This window comes from Amycolatopsis sp. EV170708-02-1, from assembly GCF_022479115.1.
Classification (GTDB): domain Bacteria; phylum Actinomycetota; class Actinomycetes; order Mycobacteriales; family Pseudonocardiaceae; genus Amycolatopsis.
Window position 1 is genome coordinate 7487323 of record NZ_CP092497.1, and the last position, 19914, is coordinate 7507236.

The following is a 19914-nucleotide window of genomic DNA, read 5'->3' on the forward strand; positions in this document are numbered from 1 at the left end:
GCCCGGATGAAGGGAACCTTCCCCGCGTCCGATGCGGCGAAAGCGTCCTTCACCCCTCCCCGGGCCCCGCAAGAGAGCGACCGCCCCGATGTCACCAGTCGAGCAACAGGGCTTCCACGTCGAACGGCGGCGGACCCAGCTTGATCTCCCGCTCCGGTTCGGCCAGCTTCAAGTCCGGGAAGCGGTGTGTCAGCGCCGGAATCGCCACCTGGAACACCATTTCGGCCAGTGGCCTGCCGAGGCAGTGGTGGATGCCGTGGCCGAACGCGACGTGGACGGGCTTTTCCCGGCCGATGTCGAAGCGGTCCTCCGGCGCGGGGAAGTCGCGGCGGTTCGCGGCCAGGAAGGAAGGAGTGACGGCGTCGCCCGCCTTGACGGGGCAGCCGCCGATGGTCACGTCCTCCAGCGCGACGCGCGGAGTGGTCTTCTCGTCGCTGGTGAGATAGCGGACCACCTCGTCCAGCCAATCCGGCACGGTTTCCGGCTTTTCCCGCAGCAGGGCGAATTGTTCGGGGTGCTCGGCCATCAGCCACGCGCCCGCCGCGAGGAAACGGGCGACCTGGTCGCCACCCGCCCCCATCACGAACGACGCCACGCCGATGAGTTCCGCGTCGGTGATGTCGTCGCCGTGTTCGCGCACCACCACCCCGAACAGGTCGTCGCCGGGGTCGCGGCGGGTACGGCTCACGACCTGGTTCATGTACGTCCAGAACTTGTTCCCCGCCGCCACCCGCCGCTTGCCCGACCGCTCGGCCCGGCTGGCGTGCAGGGCACGCGAGAGCTCCACCTGGTCGTCGCGGGGGATGCCGAGGAAGTCGCACGTCACCGTCGTCGCGATGGGCCAGCCGAACCGCGGCACGAAGTCGGCCGGGCCGCCGGTGGCCTCGATGGCGTCCAGGGTGGCGTCGACGATCTTCTCCACCTGCGGCCGGAAACCCTGGATCCGCCGGATGGCGAACGGGGACGTCACCATCCGGCGCAGGCGCGTGTGCTCCGGCGGGTCGTACTGGGTGAGGAAACCGGGGAAGGTGAAACCCGCCGCGGTGCCGCCGTAAAGCAGTTTGGCGGTGAATTTGTCCGAGCCGAGGACCTGCCGGATCTCGTCGTATCCGGTGGCGAGCCAGGCGGTCCGCCCGTCGGGTGCGTCCTCCACCCCCAGGACGGCCATGGGGCCCTGTGCCATCAAGGCGGTCAGCTCCGGCACCGGGTCGAAGCGATCACGCCGGTGGATCGCCAGCCCCAGGTCGACGTTGATCTCCTCGAAATCGCCACGGACGACGTTGTTCTCCTCGATCACTGCGCAGATCCTTTCGCCTCGTCCGGCCGCCGTCCGGGCCGGCCGGACGAGCGTCGAGCCCGTCCAACCGGCCGTCTTGAGCGGCTGGACACCTTTTCAGGCGCCGATTTCCTGGATGAGGCTCTTCGGCCGGAGGTCCGTCCAGTTCTCCTCGACGTAGGCGAGGCACTCCTGACGGCTCGCCTCGCCGTGCACACGGGTCCACCCGGCGGGCACCTCCGCGAAGGTCGGCCAGAGCGAGTGCTGGCCCTCGTCGTTGACCAGCACGAAAAAGGAACCGTCTTCGTTGTCGAACGGATTGGTCATCGTTGTGTCCTTTCACGTTCCGGCCGGGACCGGAGTTTCTCGGCGACGATGGGTCCAATCTGGGCCAACGCCGCGGGTTGCACCATGTCGTAGTGGTTGGACGGGATCTCATGAGGCTCGATGGCCCCGCTCGTGAACTCCTTCCAGCTGGATTTCGCCACGGGGACGGGTAAATGGCCGGGCCGGTCCACGGTCGCGATGAAGAGCAGGATGTCGCTCGCGGAAGGCGAGGTGGTGTGCCGTGGCCCGACCTCCCAGAGGTTGCGCATGACCGCCTCGAGCCGCGCCCGGGCACCCGCCCCCTTGACCAGCTGGCCCGCGAGGTCCAGGTCCTGCTGATTCCGTTTTTCGAGCGCCTCTTCGTCGCGCGCGGCCTGCTGGCTCGGCGTGCCGGCCGCGTTCCGTCCCATGTAGACGGGATAGGCGTCGAGGAGGGCGAGCAGGCCGACCTCCTCCCCCGCCGCTTCGAGCAGGGTCGCGATCGCCTGCGCGATCCGCCCGCCGAGCGACCAGCCGAGGAGGTGGTACGGCCCGGACGGCTGCACGGCGCGGATCTGCCGGAGATAGTCGGCCGCCATCTCGTCGACGCTGCCCGGCAGGGGTTCGGTGCGCGCCAGCCCTCGCGCCTGCACACCGTAGACCGGCTGATCCGACGGCAGATGGCGCAGCAGTGGTTCGTAGTTCCAGCTCAACCCGCCGCTCGCGTGGACGCAGAACAGGGGCGGCCGGGAACCCGCGACCCGCAGCGGCAACAGGATCTCGAAGTCACCGGTCTTCACGGCGGCGTTCGATCGCCGCCGCTCGCCCACGACGACCAGCGTCTTGGCCGGTGTCTTGCGGGCGAGCAGTCCCGTGGGCAGCATCCGGTGCCCGGGTTGCCCGAACGGGCAGGGCACGGTGGGCAGCTCCGTTCCCGCGTCCACCACCTGCCCCATGACGTAGAGATCGCCGACGACACCGGGAGCCACCGGGTTCAGCCGTTCGTCGAGCAGGAGCGCGCCGAGCGGGGTTTCCCCGGCCAGCTCGGCGACGACCGGCGGCACCTCGCCGGACCACCGCGCCGGGGCGATGACCGGACGTCCGCGCTCGAAGTCGTCGAGGAAGAGATCCAGCTCGCTGATCCGCCGCTCGGGGTTCTCCGCCACCTGTTCCAGGACGCGGACCAGCCGCCTGGCCACGGATTCGGCCGTGGTCTCGTCGAACAGGTCGGCGGCGTACCGCAGAGTGCCCTCGATACCGCCGGGATTGTCGTCGTCGTCGAAACGTTCGGTGAGCTCGAACGCGAGATCCAGCTCCATCGCCTCGGTCCCGCCGGGTTCGACGCCGGTGCGCAGGGCGGGCAGTTCCGCCGCGTCCCACGCCCCGAGGTCTTCCTCGGCCACCCGCAGGCCGACCTGGAACACGGGGTGCCGGGAAAGCGAGGCAGGCAGGTCGAGCAGCTCGACGATCCGCGCGAAGGGCAGGTCGGGGTGCTGTGCCGCGGCCTGGATCGCTTCCTGGACCCGGGAAACGACTTCGAGGAAGGCCGGGTCGCCCGAGAGGTCGGTGCGCAGGGCGCACGGCTGCTCGAACGGGCCGATCATCGGCTCCAGATCGATCAGATCCTCGTCCCTGGGCCGCGGCGTGCCGATCACCAGGTCCTCGCCCGCGCCGAAACCGGTCAGCAGCATGGCGAGCGCCGCTTGCACCGACTCGGGCGTTTCCGCGCCGAGCCGCTCCACCGCCGCGGTCAGCCGGGCATGCGTGCCCGCGTCGAGCCGCACCTCGACCGACCCGGTCCGCCTCGACGGTACGGCCGGCCGCGGCCGGTCGAACGGGAGCACCGTCTCCCCGTCGATACCCGCCAGGTTGTCCCGCCAGAAGACGACCTGCTCGTGGGTGAGGCTGCCGGGTTCGTCCTCGTCGGCGAGCAGCCGCTGCTCCCAGATCGCGTAGTCGGCGAACTGCAAGGCCAGCGGGGCCCGCTCGGGGACCCGGTTCTCCCGGCGCGCGCCGTACGCGGCCGCCAGGTCACGGAAGAACACGTCGATCGAGTCGCCGTCGGCGAGGATGCGGTGCACCCGCAGGTGCAGTACGTGCTCCTTCTCCGAGAGCTCGAAGAGGTCGCACCGCCACGGCACTTCGCGGGTGAGGTCGAAGACCTGTTCGCCCCGCTCGGCGAGCAGACCGGGAAGGGTCTCCTCGGTGGCGGGCACCGGCGTCAGCTCGACCTCCAGCGTGTCCTGGATGTGCTGGTGGACGCTCTGCGCGTCCCCGGGGAAGGTCGTACGGAGGATCTCGTGCCTCGCCGCGACGTCACCGAGCGCCGCCGCCAGCGCGGGCACGTCCAGCCGGCCGCGCAGGCGCAGCGCGACCGCGATGTGCAGCCCCGCGGTCTCTTCCCCGGGACGCGCCAGCAGCCAGGCCCGCAACTGCGGGGCGGTGAGGGGCACCCGGTCCGGGCGTTTCGCGGCTTCCAGCGCGGGACGCGCCTTCGCCGCGAGCGCCCTCGCGACCCCGGCGGGGGTCGGCGAGGAGAACAGCTGCCTGATGGGCAGATCCGCGCCGAGCTCCTCACGGATCCGCGCGATCAGCCGCATGGCCAGCGCCGAACTCCCGCCGAGATCGTGGAAAGCGTCGTCGACTCCCACGCCGTCGACACCGAGGATCTCGGAGAACAGCGCGCACAGAACCTTTTCGGCCTCGCTCTCGGGCGCCTTCTCCGACGTGCGGCCCGCGAGATCCGGGGCGGGCAGCACCCGGCGGTCCACCTTGCCGTTGGCGGTGACGGGCAGACCCGGCAGGGCGATGACCGCCATCGGGACCATGTACGCGGGCAGAGCCAGCGCCATCCGCCGCCGGATCTCCTCCGCGACGGCGTCGCCGCCGTCGGAGACGAAGTAGCCGACGAGCCGCTTTTCCCCCGGCTGGTCCTCCCTCGCCACGACGACCGCTTCGACCACGCCCGGCTGGGCCGCCAGCACGGCCTCGACCTCGCCCAGCTCCACGCGATAGCCGCGGATCTTCACCTGCTCGTCGGTGCGGCCGAGGAACACCACCTCACCGTCGCGGGTCCAGCGGGCCAGGTCGCCGGTGCGGTACATCCGTTCACCGGGCAGGAACGGGCACGCCACGAACCGCTCGGCCGTCAGGCCCGGTTTGGCGAGGTACCCGCGAGCCAGGCCAGTGCCCGCGATGTACAGCTCGCCCGCGACTCCCGGGGCGACCGGACGCAGGAAGGCGTCGAGGACGTAGATCCGGCGGTTCGCCATGGGATGGCCGATCGGCAGCTCCCCGTCCACCACGTCACCGGGTTCGATGGGCAGCCACGTGGCGCACAGGGTGGTCTCGGTCGGCCCGTAGGTGTTCCGCACCCGCAGGCCGGGCTGGGCCCGCCGCAGGTTCTCCACCGACTGCGCGGGGACGACGTCGCCGCCGGTGCCGATCTCGACCAGTCCCTCGAAGCATTCCGGGGACGTTTCCGCGAGGGCGCGGAAAGTGCCTGCCGTGAGGTGGACGTAGTTCGCTCCGCGCTCGACGGCCTGCCGTACTCCGGCCGCGTCGAGGACACCCGGTTCGGTGAGCAGCACCCGGCCGCCCGTCGAAAGCGGAACCCACATCGCGTAGAGCGACGGGTCGAAGACGTGTGTCGCGTGCATCAGCACGCCGTCGCCGGGCCCGATCCGCCAGCCCGCGTCACCCGCCAGGCCCGCGACCGCCCCGTGCGGGATGCCCACGCCCTTCGGCGTCCCGGTGGAGCCCGACGTGTACATCACGTAGGCCAGGTCGTCCGCGCTCGGCCGGAAATCCGTTGGCTCGGAAGGGAAAGCACTGACGGCTTCCCGCGTCTCGGGCGCGTCGAGGACGATCGCGCCCGACGGTACGACACCCCTGGTGGCTTCCGTGCACAACACGGTCGAAAGCTCCGAATCGGCGAGGATGAACGCGATCCGCTCCGCCGGGTAGTCGACGTCCACCGGGACGTAGGCGGCGCCCGCCTTCCAGATCGCCAGGAACGCGATCAGCAGCTCCGGCGACCGCTCCATCGCCACCCCGACCCGGTCTCCCCGGCCGACCCCGCGATCGACGAGGTGACCGGCCAGCCGGTTCGACGCCTGGTCGAGCGCGGCGTAGGTCAGATCCGTACCCGCCGCGTCGGTGATCGCCACCGCGTCCGGGGCCACGACCACCCGCCGCCCGAACAGTTCGAGCACGGACTCCCCCGGCACCGGTCCCCCGGTCGCGTTGAACTCGTCGACCACCAGTGCGTGTTCGGCCTCGCTCAGCAGGGTCAGCCCGCCGACGAGGACCTCCGGCTCGGCGACGAGCCGCTCCAGCACCCTGGCCAGCGCCCCGGCGACAGACTCCGCGGCCCGCTCGTCGAACAGGCCATGGTCGTAGTCGAGGATGAGCGGCATCCGCTCACCGGGTCCGGTGATCAGGGTGAACGGGTAATGCGACGAGTTGCGTCCTCGTTTCACCGGGCGCAGGACCAGACCGGTGTCCTCCTCCTCGCCGAGCCCGGCCCGCGGGAAGTTCTCGTAGATGACGAGCGTGTCGAAGACCGCCCCGGGTCCCGCGAGGGCGAGTACGTCCTGCAGGCCGAGATGCTGGTGGGCCATCAGCGCCGACTGGCGGCTCTGCAGTTCGGTGAACAGGTCGACGGCCCGTCGCGCGCCGTCGAGCCGGACCCGCACCGGCAGGGTGTTGAGCAGCTGGCCGACCATCGCCTCGACGCCGGCCAGATCGGCGGGCCGTCCCGACGCGGTCGCGCCGAACACCACGTCGGTACGCCCGGAAAGCTGCGACAGCACGACCGCCCAGGCGCCCTGTACGACGGTGTTCAGGGTGAGACCGTTGCTCCGCGCCAGCTTGGCGAGGCCGTCCGTCACCGCCGCGGACAGTTCGACCACCGCCGTGCGGATGTCCGGCACCCTGGCCGGATCGGCGGGGGCGACCGTGGTCGGGACGTCCAGTCCGGCGAGTTCGTCGCGCCAGGCGGTGCGGGCCGCTTCCTTGTCCTGCCGTCCCAGCCAGGCGAGATAGTCGCGGTAGGACACGGTGGGCGGCAGCCCGGACGCGTCCCCGCCCGCGGCGTAGATCTCGGCGAGTTCGTGATGGATGATCGGCATCGACCAGCCGTCGGTCAGGACGTGGTGCAGGGTGTGCACCAGCCGGTGGCGCTCCGGGCCGAGCCGCACCAGGTGGAGCTTCATCAGCGGGGCGACCTCGATACTCAGCCGCTCGGCCACCTCTTCCGCGGCCAGCCGGTCCACCTCGCCGTCGGCGACGTCTTCCGGCAGCCCGGACAGATCCGTTTCGCGCCAAGGGATTTCGGCGTCCCGCGCGATGACCTGCACCATCTGCGCGCCGCTGACGAACCGGAAGCAGGCGCGCAGCGCGGCGTGCCGGTCCACGAGTGCCTGCCAGGACGCCCGGAGCAGCCCCGCGTCCAGCGGACCGTCGATGCCGTAGACGGTCTGCACCGTGTAGGTGTCGGGCCCGTCCTTGTCGAGTGCGGTGTGGTAGAGCATCCCTTCTTGCAGCGGCGAGAGAGGCCAGACGTCCTCGACGCTGGAGCGGGGCTTCGCGCGAGTGTCGTCAACGGTCACGATCTGCTCCTTATAGCGGTTGATTCGCGGAGTAAGGCAAAGGTGGCGTGCTGCGAAAGCCGGTTCACGACGTCGGAGGTCGGGGAACGGGCGTGTGTCGCGAACGCCGACCGGGCCACGAGCGGACCGCTCACCTCACCGGACACGTTTTGCCTTACCTCTCAATGCTCGCGGGCCAATCCGGCCTCGAGTTGGTCCAACTGGTCGGGGGAAAGGTCGACGAGCATGCCCGCGTCGGGTTCCGGCGCGGCGGTGCTCCCGCCTTCGGCCGGAAGTTCCGTCACGAGCTCCGCCAGCCGTTCCGGTGTCTTTTCCTCGAAGACCTGCCAGGGCGTCAGTTCCAGCCCCTTCCGGCGCGCGCGGGCCGACAGCTGCATCGAGGTGATCGAGTCGCCGCCGAGTTCGAAGAAGCTGTCGTCGGCGCCGACGCGTTCGAGGCCGAGTACCTCCGCGAACAGTTCGCACAGCCGCTTTTCCGTGTCCGTGCGCGGATCCCGCCCGGAGGTCATCCCGGCGAAGTCGGGCGCCTGCAGCGCCCGGTGGTCGAGCTTCCCGTTGGGCGTGAGCGGCATCTTGTCCAGTGCCACGAACGCCGACGGCAGCATGTATTCCGGCAGCCGTTCGGCGGCCAGCTCGCGCAGCGCGGACAGCAGCGGATCGGCGGGGGTGTCCGCCGACGGCACGATGTAGGCCACCAGCTGCTTGTCGCCCGGCCCGTCCCGGTGGACGGCGATCGCCACCTGGGAGACGCCCGGATGCTCCGACAGCACGCTCTCGATCTCGGCGGGCTCGACCCGGTATCCGCGCACCTTGACCTGCGCGTCGGCGCGGCCGACGAACATCAGCTGGCCGTCGGCCGTCCAGCGGAACCGGTCACCGGTGCGGTACATCCGCTCGCCGGGGGCGAACGGGCTGGCGACGAACCGTTCCGCCGTCAGCCCCGGGCGACCGAGGTAGCCGCGGGCGAGGCCGACCCCCGTGATGTAGAGCTCGCCCGCCACGCCCGGCGCCGCCGGCTGCAGGAAGGAGTCGAGGACGTAATGCCCCACGTTCCGGATCGGGCCGCCGAGCGGGACCACGTCGTATCCCGGTGACAACGGGAGACTCATCGTCGAACAGATCGTCGTCTCGGTCGGCCCGTACGCGTTGATCATCCGGCGGCCGGGTGACCAGCGGTCCGCCAGCGCGGGCGTGCACACCTCGCCGCCGGTCAGCACGCTGCGCAGGCTGTCCGGCAGATCCTCCTCCGCGGCCAGCACGCTCGGCGACACGGTGAGGTGGGTGATTCCCCAGCGCCGCAACGCGTCGCCGAGGGTCACCCGGGGCGGCATGCTCTCCGCGTCGGGCAGCACCAGCGTGCCACCGGCCAGCAAAGCCATGTACAGCTCGGAAACGATGGCGTCGAAACCGATGGCGGACAGCTGCAGGACCCGCGAGGAGGCCGTGACGTCGAGGCGCTCGATATGCGCGGCGGCGAGGTTGCCGAGTCCGGCGTGGGTGACCATGACGCCCTTCGGCACCCCGGTCGACCCCGACGTGTAGATGACGTACGCCGCGTCGGTCGGCGCCACGTGCGGCAGCACCACACCGGGATCGGAAGCGGGCAGCTCGTCCAGCACCAGCACCGAACCCGCGAATCCCCCGGGTACGACCGAGCGGGTGGCGTCGGTGCACACCAGCACTTCCGGTGCCGAGCTCGCCAGCATCAGCTCGATCCGCTCGCGCGGGTAGTCGGGGTCCACCGGCACGAACGACCCGCCGGCGAACGACACCGCCATCAGCGTCACCGCCAGCTCGGCCGAGCGGCCGACCACCACGCCCACCCTGGTCTCCCGCCGCACGCCCAGCCCCACGAGCAGCCGTGCCAGCGATTCCACCTCGTCGAGCAGCTCACCGAAGGTCAGGCTGCGCCGGGCGTCCTCGACCGCGACCGCGTCCCGCGACCGCGCCACCTGCCTGCGGAACAGGCCGGGCAGTGCCTCGGCCTCGAACGGGACGGAGGTCCGGTTCCACTCGTCCACCACCAGACGGCGCTGCTCCGGGGCGATCAGGGCGACCCGCCCCACGGGCAGCCGCGGTTCGGCCACGACCTGTTCCACTGCCTGGAGGATCGACGCGACGACCTCTTCGGCCTGTGCCCGGTCGTACGCGTCCGGACGGTAGATGCATTCACCGCGAATGCCACCGGCCGCGGACACCCGCATGGACAACGGGTAGTGCCCGGTGTCGTTCGGGATCGCCGCGGGACGCATGACGAGCGCGTCGGGGTCGTCGGACGGGCTCAGCGGGGACGGCGGGTTCTCGAAGACGACGATCGTGTCGAACGCCGCGCCCTGCCCGACCAGCTGGTTGATCTCGGCCAGCCCGATGTGCTGGTGCGCCATCATCCCGACCTGACGTTCCTGCAGGTCCGCCAGCATGTCGACGAACGGCTCCGCGCCGGTCAGGCGGGCCCGCACCGGCAGCATGTTCATGAACAGGCCGACGGCGGACTCGACACCGGGGATCTCGGGCGGGCGCCCGGCCACCGTGGCACCGAAGACCACGTCGTCGCGGCCGGTCAGCCGGGCGAGGAGCAGCGACCAGACCCCTTGGAAGAGGGTGTTCACCGTGACGCCGTGCCCTCGGGTGAACTCGATCAGCCGCCTGCTCGCGTCCTCGTCGAGTTCGAACGTGACGCGGTCGGGTTCGATGGGCGCGATGATCGAATCCGGCGGCACCACGTGGGTCGCCTCGTCGAGTCCGGCGAGTTCGGCCTTCCACGCCGCCCTGGCGGCCTCCTTGTCCTGGCGGGCGAGCCAGACCAGGTAGTCACGGTAGGACGTCGGGACGGGCAGAGCCCGGCCGTCGCCGCCGGCCTCGTAGGCCGCCACCACGTCGATGATGAGGAGCGGAAGCGACCAGCCGTCGGCGGCGATGTGGTGCGACGCCAGCGCCAGCCGGTGCCGTCCTTCCCCGAGGCGCACCAGGTGCAGCCGCAGCGGCGGCGCCTGGGTCAGGTCGAACCGTTCGGCGTGCAGTGCCGCGGCGAGGCGGTCGAACTCCGCGAGCGCCTCGTCTTCGGGCAGCCGGGAAAGATCGGTCTCCAGCCACGGCACCGCCACCTCGCGGGCGACGGCCTGCACGGATTCACCGGACTCCAGCTGGTGGAAACTCGCCCGCAGGGCGGGATGCCGGTCGAGCAGGGCCTGCCACGAAGCCCGGAAGCGGGGGACGTCGAGCGGACCGTCGAGGGCCAGGGTCCTCAGGCTCGCGTAGACGTCCGGGCCGCGCTCGTCGGCGGCATGGAACAGCAAACCCTCCTGCAGCGGCGAAAGCGGCCAGATGTCCTGCAAGCCCGCGACGGCGCCCTCGACCTCTTCCACTTCCCGCTGGGTCAGCGCGGTGAGCGGGAAGTCCGACGGCGTGTACCCGCCGGAGCGGTCGTCGCCGACGTGGACGGCGAGGCCGGTCAGCATGTCCAGCCACACCTTCGCGAGCGACTCCGCGCCGGTCTCGTCGAGCAGCCGCCCGGCCCAGGTGACGGTCAGGCTGAATTCGGGTCCGTCGGCGGAGTCCAGCACGACCGCGTCGATCTCCACGACGTGGCGCAGCGGCGCGTCCTGTTCCGCCGTGCCGCCGATGGTCCCCGCGATCTCCCACGGCCGGACCACGCCGTCGCCCTTGGCGGAGAAGCGGCCGAGGTAGTTGAACCCGATCTCCGGCTCCGGCAGCCCGGCCAGTACCCGGCCCGTGTCGGCGTCGAGATACCGCAGCATGCCGTAGCCGAGCCCGCCGTCGGGCAGGCCGCGCACGTTCTCCTTGACCTGCTTCAGCAGCGTGCCCGCCGACAGGCCACCGGCGAGCGCGTCGGCGGTGTCCACACCGGACACGTCGAGCCGGAGCGGATGCACGTCGGTGAACCAGCCGACCGTCCGCGACAGGTCGAGGTCGTCCAGTGGCTGGCGGCCGTGCCCTTCGACGTCCACCACGACGGCGGTACCGCCGCGCCAGTGGGCCACCGCGCCGGCCAAGGTGGCCAGCAGCACGTCGTGGACACCGCAGTGGAAGGCCGAGGTGACCTTCTCCACGAGCACGCTCGCGTGGTCCCGTGACAGGGTCCAAGACCTGCGCCCCGCGGTCGACACGGTGTCCCGCGCCCGGTCGAGTTCACCGACCCGCGCCCGCGCTCCGCCGAGGATCTCCGTCCACGTCCCGAGTTCGGCGGTGCGGCTCGCCGCCTGTTCGGTCAGCGTCCGCGCCCAGCGCCGGAACGAGACGTTCGGCGGGTCGAGCGACGGTTCGCCGCCCGCGGCCACGGCTTCACAGGCCTGCCGCAGATCCGGCAGGAGGACACGCCACGACACCACGTCGACCGCGATGTGGTGGGCCACCACGACGAGCCGTCCCAGCCGTCCGCGTCCCGCGTCCACCCACACCACCCGGATCATCACGCCACCGGCGGGATCCAGCCGTCCGGCCGCCTCGTGGGCGGCGCGGTCCGCGATCTCGTCGAGGTCGCCGTCGCCCGCCTCGATCCGCTCGATCAGGCTCGCCGCGTCGACCGTTCCCCGTTCGGCCACGACCAGCCGCGGCTCTTCCCCGGCGGTCTCCACGACCCGGCCGCGCACCAGGTCGTGGGCGTCGATCACGGCACCCAGCCCGGTGCCCAGTACCTCGGCGGACAGGTCTCCGGGCGCGCCGACGGTGACCCACTGCGCGAGGGCTCCCCTGGTCATCGCGTGGTGATCGCGTTCGATCAGCGCCCGCATCACCGGCGTCCAGGCGACCTCGCCGACACCGTCGTCGGCACCGGCCGGTGCCTGCCCGCCGCGTTCGGCGACCGCCGCGATGGCCGCGGGGGTCTTCTGCTCGAAGACCTGCTTCGCACCGAAGACCAGATCCTCACGGCGCGCACGGGCGGCGAGCCGCATGGAGAGGATCGAATCCCCGCCCAGCTCGAAGAAACCGTCGTCGGCGCCGACCCGGTCCAGTCCGAGGACCTCGGCGAACAGGCCGCACAGCACGCGTTCGGTCTCGGTGCGCGGTTCGCGACCGGCGGGCTTCCCGGTGAAGCCGGGAGCGGGCAGGGCCGCACGGTCGATCTTTCCGTTGAGCGTCAACGGGAAGGAGTCCAGTACCAGCACCGCGGCCGGCACCATGAACTCCGGCAGCCGGTCCGCGAGCCGCCCGCGGACCGCGGCGCTTTCCAGGCCCTGCCCCGATTCCGCGGTCACGTAGGCGATCAGCCGCTTCTCGCCGGAACGTTCTTCCCGCGCCACCACGACCGCCTGCGCGACACCGGGGACCTCCGTCAGCGCGGCCTCGATCTCCCCCGGCTCGACGCGGTAGCCACGGATCTTCACCTGGGCGTCGGCGCGCCCGGCGAACAGCAGCTCGCCGTCGTCCGTCCAGCGCGCCAGGTCGCCGGTGCGGTACATCCGTTCACCGGAAGAGAACGGGTCGGCGACGAACCGTTGCGCCGTCGGACCGGAAGCACCCGCGTATCCGTGCGCCAGACCGGCGCCGGCGAGGTACAGCTCGCCGGTCACGCCCGGCGCCACCGGTTGGAGGAACGCGTCGAGGACGTAGGCCCGCCTGCCGTCCAGCGGCCCGCCGATCGGCAGGACGTCCCCCGTCGCGGCCCCCGGCTCGAGCACGAGCCACGTGGCGCACAAGGTGATCTCGGTGGGGCCGTACAGCTGACGGAACCGCACGTCCGGGCACGCCCGCCGCATCCGCGCGACGGAGGCCAGCGGCACCGCGTCACCGCCGGTCAGGATCTCCCGCAGGCCGGTGAAGGCCTCAGGCGACTCCTCGGCCACGACACGGAAGGTCCCGGCCGTCAGGTGGACGGTGGTCACGCCGCTCTCGATCGCTTCCCGCAAACGCTGCGCGTCGACCGCACCCGGCTCCGCGACCACCACCGTGGCGCCGCTGACCAGCGGCACCCAGATCTCGACCAGCGAGGCGTCGAACGCGTGCGACGCGTGCAGCAGCACCCGATCACCGGGGCCCTGGGACCAGCCGGGATCGCAGGCCAGTGCCGCCACGCTTCCGTGCGGCACCGCGACCCCCTTGGGCACCCCGGTCGAGCCCGACGTGTACATCAGGTAGGCCACGTCGTGCGCTCCGACCGTGAGCGACGGCGCCTCGTGCCGCGCCTCGGCGGCTTCCGGCGCGTCCATGACCAGCGGCTCGACCCGGTCCGGCACCGAGTTCCGGGTCTCGCCGACACAGATCGCCGTCGACGCTCCGGCGTCGGACAGCATCCGTTCGATCCGGTCCGCCGGATAGTCCGTGTTCACCGGTACCTGCGCCGCTCCCGCCTTCCAGACCGCGAGGAGGGCGACGAGCAGGTCCGCGCCGCGGTCCAGGACGACGCCGACGCGGTCACCGCGCCGTACACCGGTCGCGGCCAGCCGGCCGGCCAGGCGGTCCGATTCGCGGTCCAGTTCGGCGTAGGACAGGGTGCGTCCCCCGTCGACGACCGCGGTCGCGTCCGGCGACGCGTCCACCCTGCTCCGGAACGCTTCGACCACGGACGACCCGCCGTGCGCTTCCCCGGTGGAGTTCCAGCGCTCCACCACCGTCGCGCGGGTCGCTTCGCTCGTCACGGCCAGACGCCCGACGGGAAGCGACGCCTCCACCGGTATCCGCTCGACGATCCGCGCGACCTGCCGCGCGACCTCGGCGGCGGTCTCCCGGCCGATCCGGTCCGGCCGGTAGGACACGTTGACCCGCAAGCGATCCCCGAATCCGGCGTTCATGGTCAGCGGGTAGCTGGTGCCGGTCCGGGTGGTGACCGCGCTGATCTCGATCCCGCCGTCGTCGCCGAGCCCCTTGGCGGTATGCGGGTAGTTCTCGATCATCACGATGGTGTCGAAGACCGCGCCCGCCCCCGCCGCCTTCTGGATCTCCGGCAGTCCCGGGTACTGGTGCTCGGACAGCGTGAGCTGGCGCGCCTGAAGGTCTTGGAGCGTCTCCAGGACCGACCGGCCGCCGTCGAACCGCACCCGGGCCGGGACGGTGTTGATGAACATCCCGACCACGCGCTCGACATCCGCCACTTCCGCCGGGCGCCCGGACACCACGTTCCCGAACACCACGTCGGTCCGGCCTGCCAGCCGCGCCAGCACCAAGGCCCACGCGGCCTGCAGGATCGTGCTCACCGTCAAACCGTGGCCGCGAGCGAAATCGGCGACTGCCCGCGTCGCCTCCTCGGACAGCGATTCGGCGTGGTTGTCCGGCAGCACCATCGTCTTGCCCGCGTCGGCGTCCACCACGGTCGGTTCGTCCGCCCCGGCGAGCTCGGACCGCCAGACCGCCCGCGTCGCCTCTTCGTCCTGCCGCCGCAGCCAGGCCAGGTAGTCCTGATAGGACGGTGCCGGGGGAAGATCCTGTCCGCCCGCGTAGGCGGCCGAAACCTCGCCCAGGACGAGCGGTGTCGACCAGCCGTCCAGGATCACGTGATGCGAGGTCACCACGAGGCGATGCCGGTCGGCGCCGAGCCGGATCAGCAGGAGCCGCAGCAGCGGCGCCCGGGTCACGTCGAAGCGTTCCGCCTGGTCCTCCGCGAGCAGGCGCTCGACCTCGGCGGCCGCGTCCGCCTCACCGAGAGAGGACAGATCGGCTTCACGCCAAGGGATCTCCGCCTCGCCGACGATGATCTGCACGGTTTCGCCGGAGCCCAGCTGCCGGAAGCCCGCCCGCAGCGACTCGTGCCGGGAGAGCACCCGGTTCCAGGCGGCGCGCAGGCATGCCCCGTCGAGTGGCCCGTCGAGATCGAGGATCCGCTGGCTCTGATAGACGTCGACGCCGTCCTCGTCGAAGGCGCGTTCGAAGAGCATGCCTTCCTGGAGCGGCGACACCGGCCAGACGTCGGTGAGTCCCGGCGCCGCGGCCTCCAGTTCCGTGACGTCGCGGCGCGTGAGGGCGACGAGGGCGAAGTCGGACGGTGTGTGCCCACCGGCGCCGGGGGCGTCGGCATGCGCCGCGAGACCGGTCAGCATCCCGCTCCAGGCCCGGCCGACGCGTTCCACCGTGGCGGGGTCGAGATCCCGGCCTTCCACGACGAGCCTCAGCCGCGGGCCGTCCGGCGTGTCCTGGACGTCCGCGCCCGCCTCCAGCACGTGGCCGCTTTCCGGACCACCGCCGAGCGAAACGTCGGTCAGCCGCCACGCGCCGTCCTCCTCGGCGGCATGCCCGGACCGGCCGAGATAGTTGAAGCCGATCTGCGCGGACGGCAGCGCGGCCAGCGCGCCCCGGGTGCCGGGGTTGAGATGACGCAACAGTCCATAGCCGAGCCCGTCGCCGGGAACGGCGCCCGCTTGTTCCTTGACCGTCTTCAGCAGCTCGCCCGCCGCCGCTTCCCCGGCCGCCGCGGCGGGGAGGTCGACGCCGGAAACGTCGAGCCGGACCGGGTGGACGCTGGTGAACCAGCCGACGGTGCGCACCAGGTCCTCACCGTCGGCGGCGTCGCGGCCGTGCCCTTCGAGGTCCACCAGCACCCCGGCGCCGTCGGAGACCGCGCCGTCGGAGACCGCGCCGGCGAGCCCGGCCAGCAGGACCTCCCGCACACCACAGTGGAAAGCCCCGGCAGCCGGGCGATCAGGGCGCGCGCCACGGATCCGGACAGGGTCGCCGACCACGAGTGCGACCGCCCGGCGCGCGGTTCCAGCACCGGTTCCGCGCCCTCCAGCACGGCGACCCAGCGGTCGAGTTCGGCCACCGTCTCCTCGCTGGAGGCCTGCTCGATCAGCCGTCCCGCCCACTGCCGGTACGAAGTCGTCGCCGGTTCGAGCGCGGGGATCCACCGGCCACGACCTGGTCGTAGGCCGCCCGCAGATCCGGCAGCAGGATCCCCACGAGACCGCGTCGACCGCCAGGTGATGCGCCACGAAGGCGAGCCGTCCCGGCTCGGTGTTCCCGGCGTCGACCCAGACGAGCTTCGCCACGGTTCCCGCCGACGGGTCCAGCGTGCCCGCCGCCGTCCTGGCCTCGCGTTCGGTGAGTTCGCCGATGTCCCCGGCGCCGGCCGCCACCCGCGTCACGAGGCCGGCCGCGTCGACCGCGCCCGGCGGGGCCACCATCAGCCGTCCGCCGGACTCGGCCCGGAGCCGCAGGAGATCGTGCGTGTCCAGCACGGCCTGCAGGGCCTTCGTCAGCGCGTCCGGGTCGAAGCCCGCCGGGGTGACGACGACGCGCGCCTGGGCGAAGCCGGGGCGCAAGGCGTCGTCCCCGAGGGCACGCATCACCGGCGTCCACGGGATCTCCCCGACACCGTTGTCCACAGTGGACGCAGGGCCGGGACGTCGTTCGCCAGTACCGCCAGCCTGCCGGGGGTCTGGTGCTCGAACACCAGCCGCGGCGTCAGGGAGATGCCCTCGCGCCGCGCCCTGGCGGCCACCTGCATCGACGAGATCGAGTCGCCACCCAAGTCGAAGAAACTGTCCTCCACGCCGACCCGCTCCAGGCCGAGGACGTCGGCGAACACTCCACAAAGGATCCGCTCGGCCTCGGTCGACGGCGCGCGGTCCGCCGATTTCGCGGAGAAGTCCGGTTCGGGCAACGCCTGCCGGTCCACCTTGCCGTTGACCGTCAACGGCAACTCGTCCAGCGGCAGCAGCGCCGCCGGGATCATGAACTCGGGCAGCGTCCCGGCGAGCAGTGCGCGCAGCCGGACCGGGTCGGCGTCCTGCCCGGCCTCGGCGACCACGTAGCCGATCAGCTGCTCGTGCCGGGCCAGCACCACCGCCTGGGCGACACCGGGCAAGGCGGCGAGGGCGGCCTCGACCTCACCGGGCTCCACCCGGTACCCGCGGATCTTCACCTGGTCGTCGGCGCGCCCGGCGAAGACGAGCGTGCCCTCCGCCGTCCAGGACGCCAGGTCCCCGGTCCGGTACATCCGCGCGCCCCGGACAAACGGATCGGCGACGAACCGCTCGGCCGTCAACGCGGACCGGTTCGCATAACCTTGCGCCACACCGGCTCCGGCGACGTACAGCTCACCGGGCAGCCCCGGCGGCACGGGCCGCAGGAACGCGTCGAGGACGTAGGCGCGCCGTCCCGAGAGCGGACGGCCGATCGGCAGCACCGATCCCGACGGCGCACCGGGTTCCAGTACCCACCACGTCGCGCACAGCGTGCTTTCGGTCGGGCCGTAGAGATGCCGCACCCGGACCTGGGGGCACACCTTCCGCACCCGCTCCACCGCGGACAGCGGCACGGCGTCCCCGCCGGTCAGCACCTCGCGCAGACCGGCGACGGCCTCCGGCGACTCCTCGGCCAGCACCCGGAAGGATCCCGCGGTGAGGTGGGCGGCCGTGACCCCCGCGGCCACGTAGCCCGCGAGCGCCTCGCCGTCCACCGCCCCCGGCCCGGCGAGCATCAGCCGGGCACCCGTGAGCAGCGGCACCCACATCTCGAACAAGGAGATGTCGAACGCGTGCGAGGCGTGCATCAGCACGGTGTCCCCGGGGCCGACGCGCCAGCCCGGTTCCCCCACCAGCGCGGCGACATCGCCGTGCGACACCGCGACCCCCTTGGGCGTCCCGGTCGAACCCGACGTGTACATCACGTACGCGACGTCGTCCGCGCTCACGTCCGTCGAAAGACGAGGCGCTCCGGCCACCGCCTCCCGCGTCGCCGGATCGTCGAGGACGATCGGATCGAGCCCTCCGTCCAGCACCGCGCTCCGGTACGTTTCCGCGCACACCACCGCCGCCGGATCCGCGTCGGCGAGCATGAACTTCACCCGGTCCACCGGATAGGCGGGATCCACCGGGACGTACGCCGCGCCCGCCTTCCACACCGCGAGCAACGTCGCGATCAGGTCGCGCGAACGTTCCATCACCACGGCCACGCGATCGCCGCGCCGGACGCCGTTGGCGTTCAGGTGGCCGGCGATCCGTTCCGCGCGCTCGGCCAATTCTCCGTACGACAGCGCGGATCCGCCCTCGACGACGGCGATCTCGTCGCGGCGGCTCCCGGCCTGGCGGTCGAACAGCCGCGGGGGCAGCGTGCCCGGCGCCGGAGCGGAAGCGGCACCCCAGTCGTTCACCAGCAGGTCGCGTTCGGCCGCGGTCGTCACCTCGACGTCGGCGACCGTGAGCCCCGGCTCGTCCGTCAGACGGCGCAGAACCGCGCCGAAGCGCTCGAGGATGGAGAGCGCGGTGTCCCGATCGAACAGATCGGGCAGGTAGTCGAGTTTGAGCAGCAACGACTCGCCGGGCACGGCGACCAGTGTCAGCGGGTAGTGCGCGGCGATCCGGCCCTGCTCGATCCCGGTGATCACGTCGTCCCGGTCACCGGATTCGTGGTGGAACTTCTCGAAGACGATCAACGTGTCGAAGACGGCTCCGGGCCCGGCCTCGTGCTGGATGTCCGCCAGCCCCACGTACTGGTCGGGGATGAGGGCCGACTGCCGTTTCTGCAGATCCGCCAGCAGTTCCGGGACCGGGACGGCGCCGCGCAACCGCACGCGCACCGGAACCGTGTTGAGGAACAGCCCCACCATTCCTTCCACGCCGGGCAGATCCGGCGGGCGCGCCGAGACCGTCGCCCCGAACACCACGTCGGTCCGTCCGGCGAGCCGCGCCAGCAGCAGCGCCCAAGCCCCCTGCACGACCGTGTTCATCGTCAGCCCCTGCCCGCGGGCCAGCTCGCCCAGCGAGCGCAGGAGGGCCGACGGCAACCGGATCTCGACGCTCTCCGGCACGGACGGTGGCCGGCCCGGATCGGCGGGCGCCACCAGCGTCGGCTCCTCGGCCCCGCGCAGCTCCGCTGCCCACGCCGACAACGACTTCGCCTTGTCCTGCCGGTTCAGCCACGCGAGGTAGTCCCCGTAGGAGGTCACTTCCGGCAACGCGGACCGGTCACCGTCCGCGGCGTACAGCTTCGACACCTCGTCGAGGGCGATCGGCAGCGACCAGCCGTCGAGGATCGTGTGGTGACAGGTCACCAGGAGGCGACGCTTTCCCTGCCCCAGCCGGAGGAAAGTCAGGCGCAGCAACGGTGCCCGGGTGAGGTCGAAGCGCTCGGTCCGGTCCTCTTCGGAGAGTTCTCGCACCGCCGCTTCGGGATCTTCGGCCTGGGAGAGATCGGCTTCCCGCCACGGCAGCTCCACCTGCCGGGCGATGATCTGCACCGTCTCGCCCGATTTGCGCTGCCGGAAGCAGGCCCGGAGCGGGGCGTGCCTGGCCAGTACGGCCGCCCACGCGGCGCGCAGCCGTTCCGCGTCCACCCGCCCGTCGAGGTCCAGGATCCAGTGTCCTATGTAGACGTCCGGACCTTCGCCGTCGTAGACCGCGTGGAAGAGCAACCCGGCCTGCAGCGGTGACAGGGGCCAGATTTCCTCGATCCGCGACTGAGCCATCAATTTCTCCCTCGATCAGCGAAGGGCATGGAGTTCGTCGCCGAACTCAGCCTCGAATTCCTCGATCTCGTCTCGTCCGGGGCCGAGGACGGCAGCGACAGGACGGTGTTCTCCCCCTGTGCGAGGATCATCCGCCTGCCCGGCCGGACCGGACAACATGTCCAAGGTTTCTTTTGCGGGACGGGAAAAGCAAGGTGGCAATGCTCGTTCTATTTTCAAGGGCAAGGCAAAGATGACGTGTCGCGAAAGCCACTTTCGCGACGTCCGATGTCCCGAAAGTGGCTTTCGCGACACGTAGGCGGCTGAGACACGGCACCGCGCCACAGCCAAGACGCGAAGGGACCCATCGCCGCATCAGACGCGGC

3 protein-coding genes and 1 pseudogene are annotated in these 19914 nt (G+C 71.6%); all 4 read right to left on the reverse strand.

All coding sequences use genetic code 11. The features are described 5' to 3' along the window. Nucleotides 1-91 precede the first annotated feature (91 nt). A complete protein-coding gene (locus MJQ72_RS33975) occupies nt 92-1294 on the reverse strand; it encodes a cytochrome P450 (protein WP_396427019.1) in 1203 nt (400 codons plus the stop codon). Between the two features lie 99 nt (nt 1295-1393). Continuing rightward, entirely contained in the window at nt 1394-1603 is a 210-nt protein-coding gene (locus MJQ72_RS33980; RefSeq protein WP_063271444.1) for an MbtH family protein, read from the reverse strand. Next, the gene (locus MJQ72_RS33985; protein ID WP_240595175.1) at nt 1600-7194 is read right to left on the reverse strand and encodes a non-ribosomal peptide synthetase; all 5595 of its coding nucleotides are present in this window, start codon (nt 7192-7194) and stop codon (nt 1600-1602) included. Before MJQ72_RS33985 ends, MJQ72_RS33980 begins: the two co-directional genes overlap by 4 nt. Before the next feature lie 161 nt (nt 7195-7355). Continuing rightward, nucleotides 7356-19549, reverse strand: a pseudogene (locus MJQ72_RS33990) (amino acid adenylation domain-containing protein). Between the last annotated feature and the right edge of the window lie 365 nt (nt 19550-19914).

Bases quoted from the DNA above. Each gene is read 5' to 3' on its own strand.
- MJQ72_RS33980 (WP_063271444.1), bottom strand. From the start codon at position 1,603: ATGACCAATCCGTTCGACAACGAAGACGGTTCCTTTTTCGTGCTGGTC.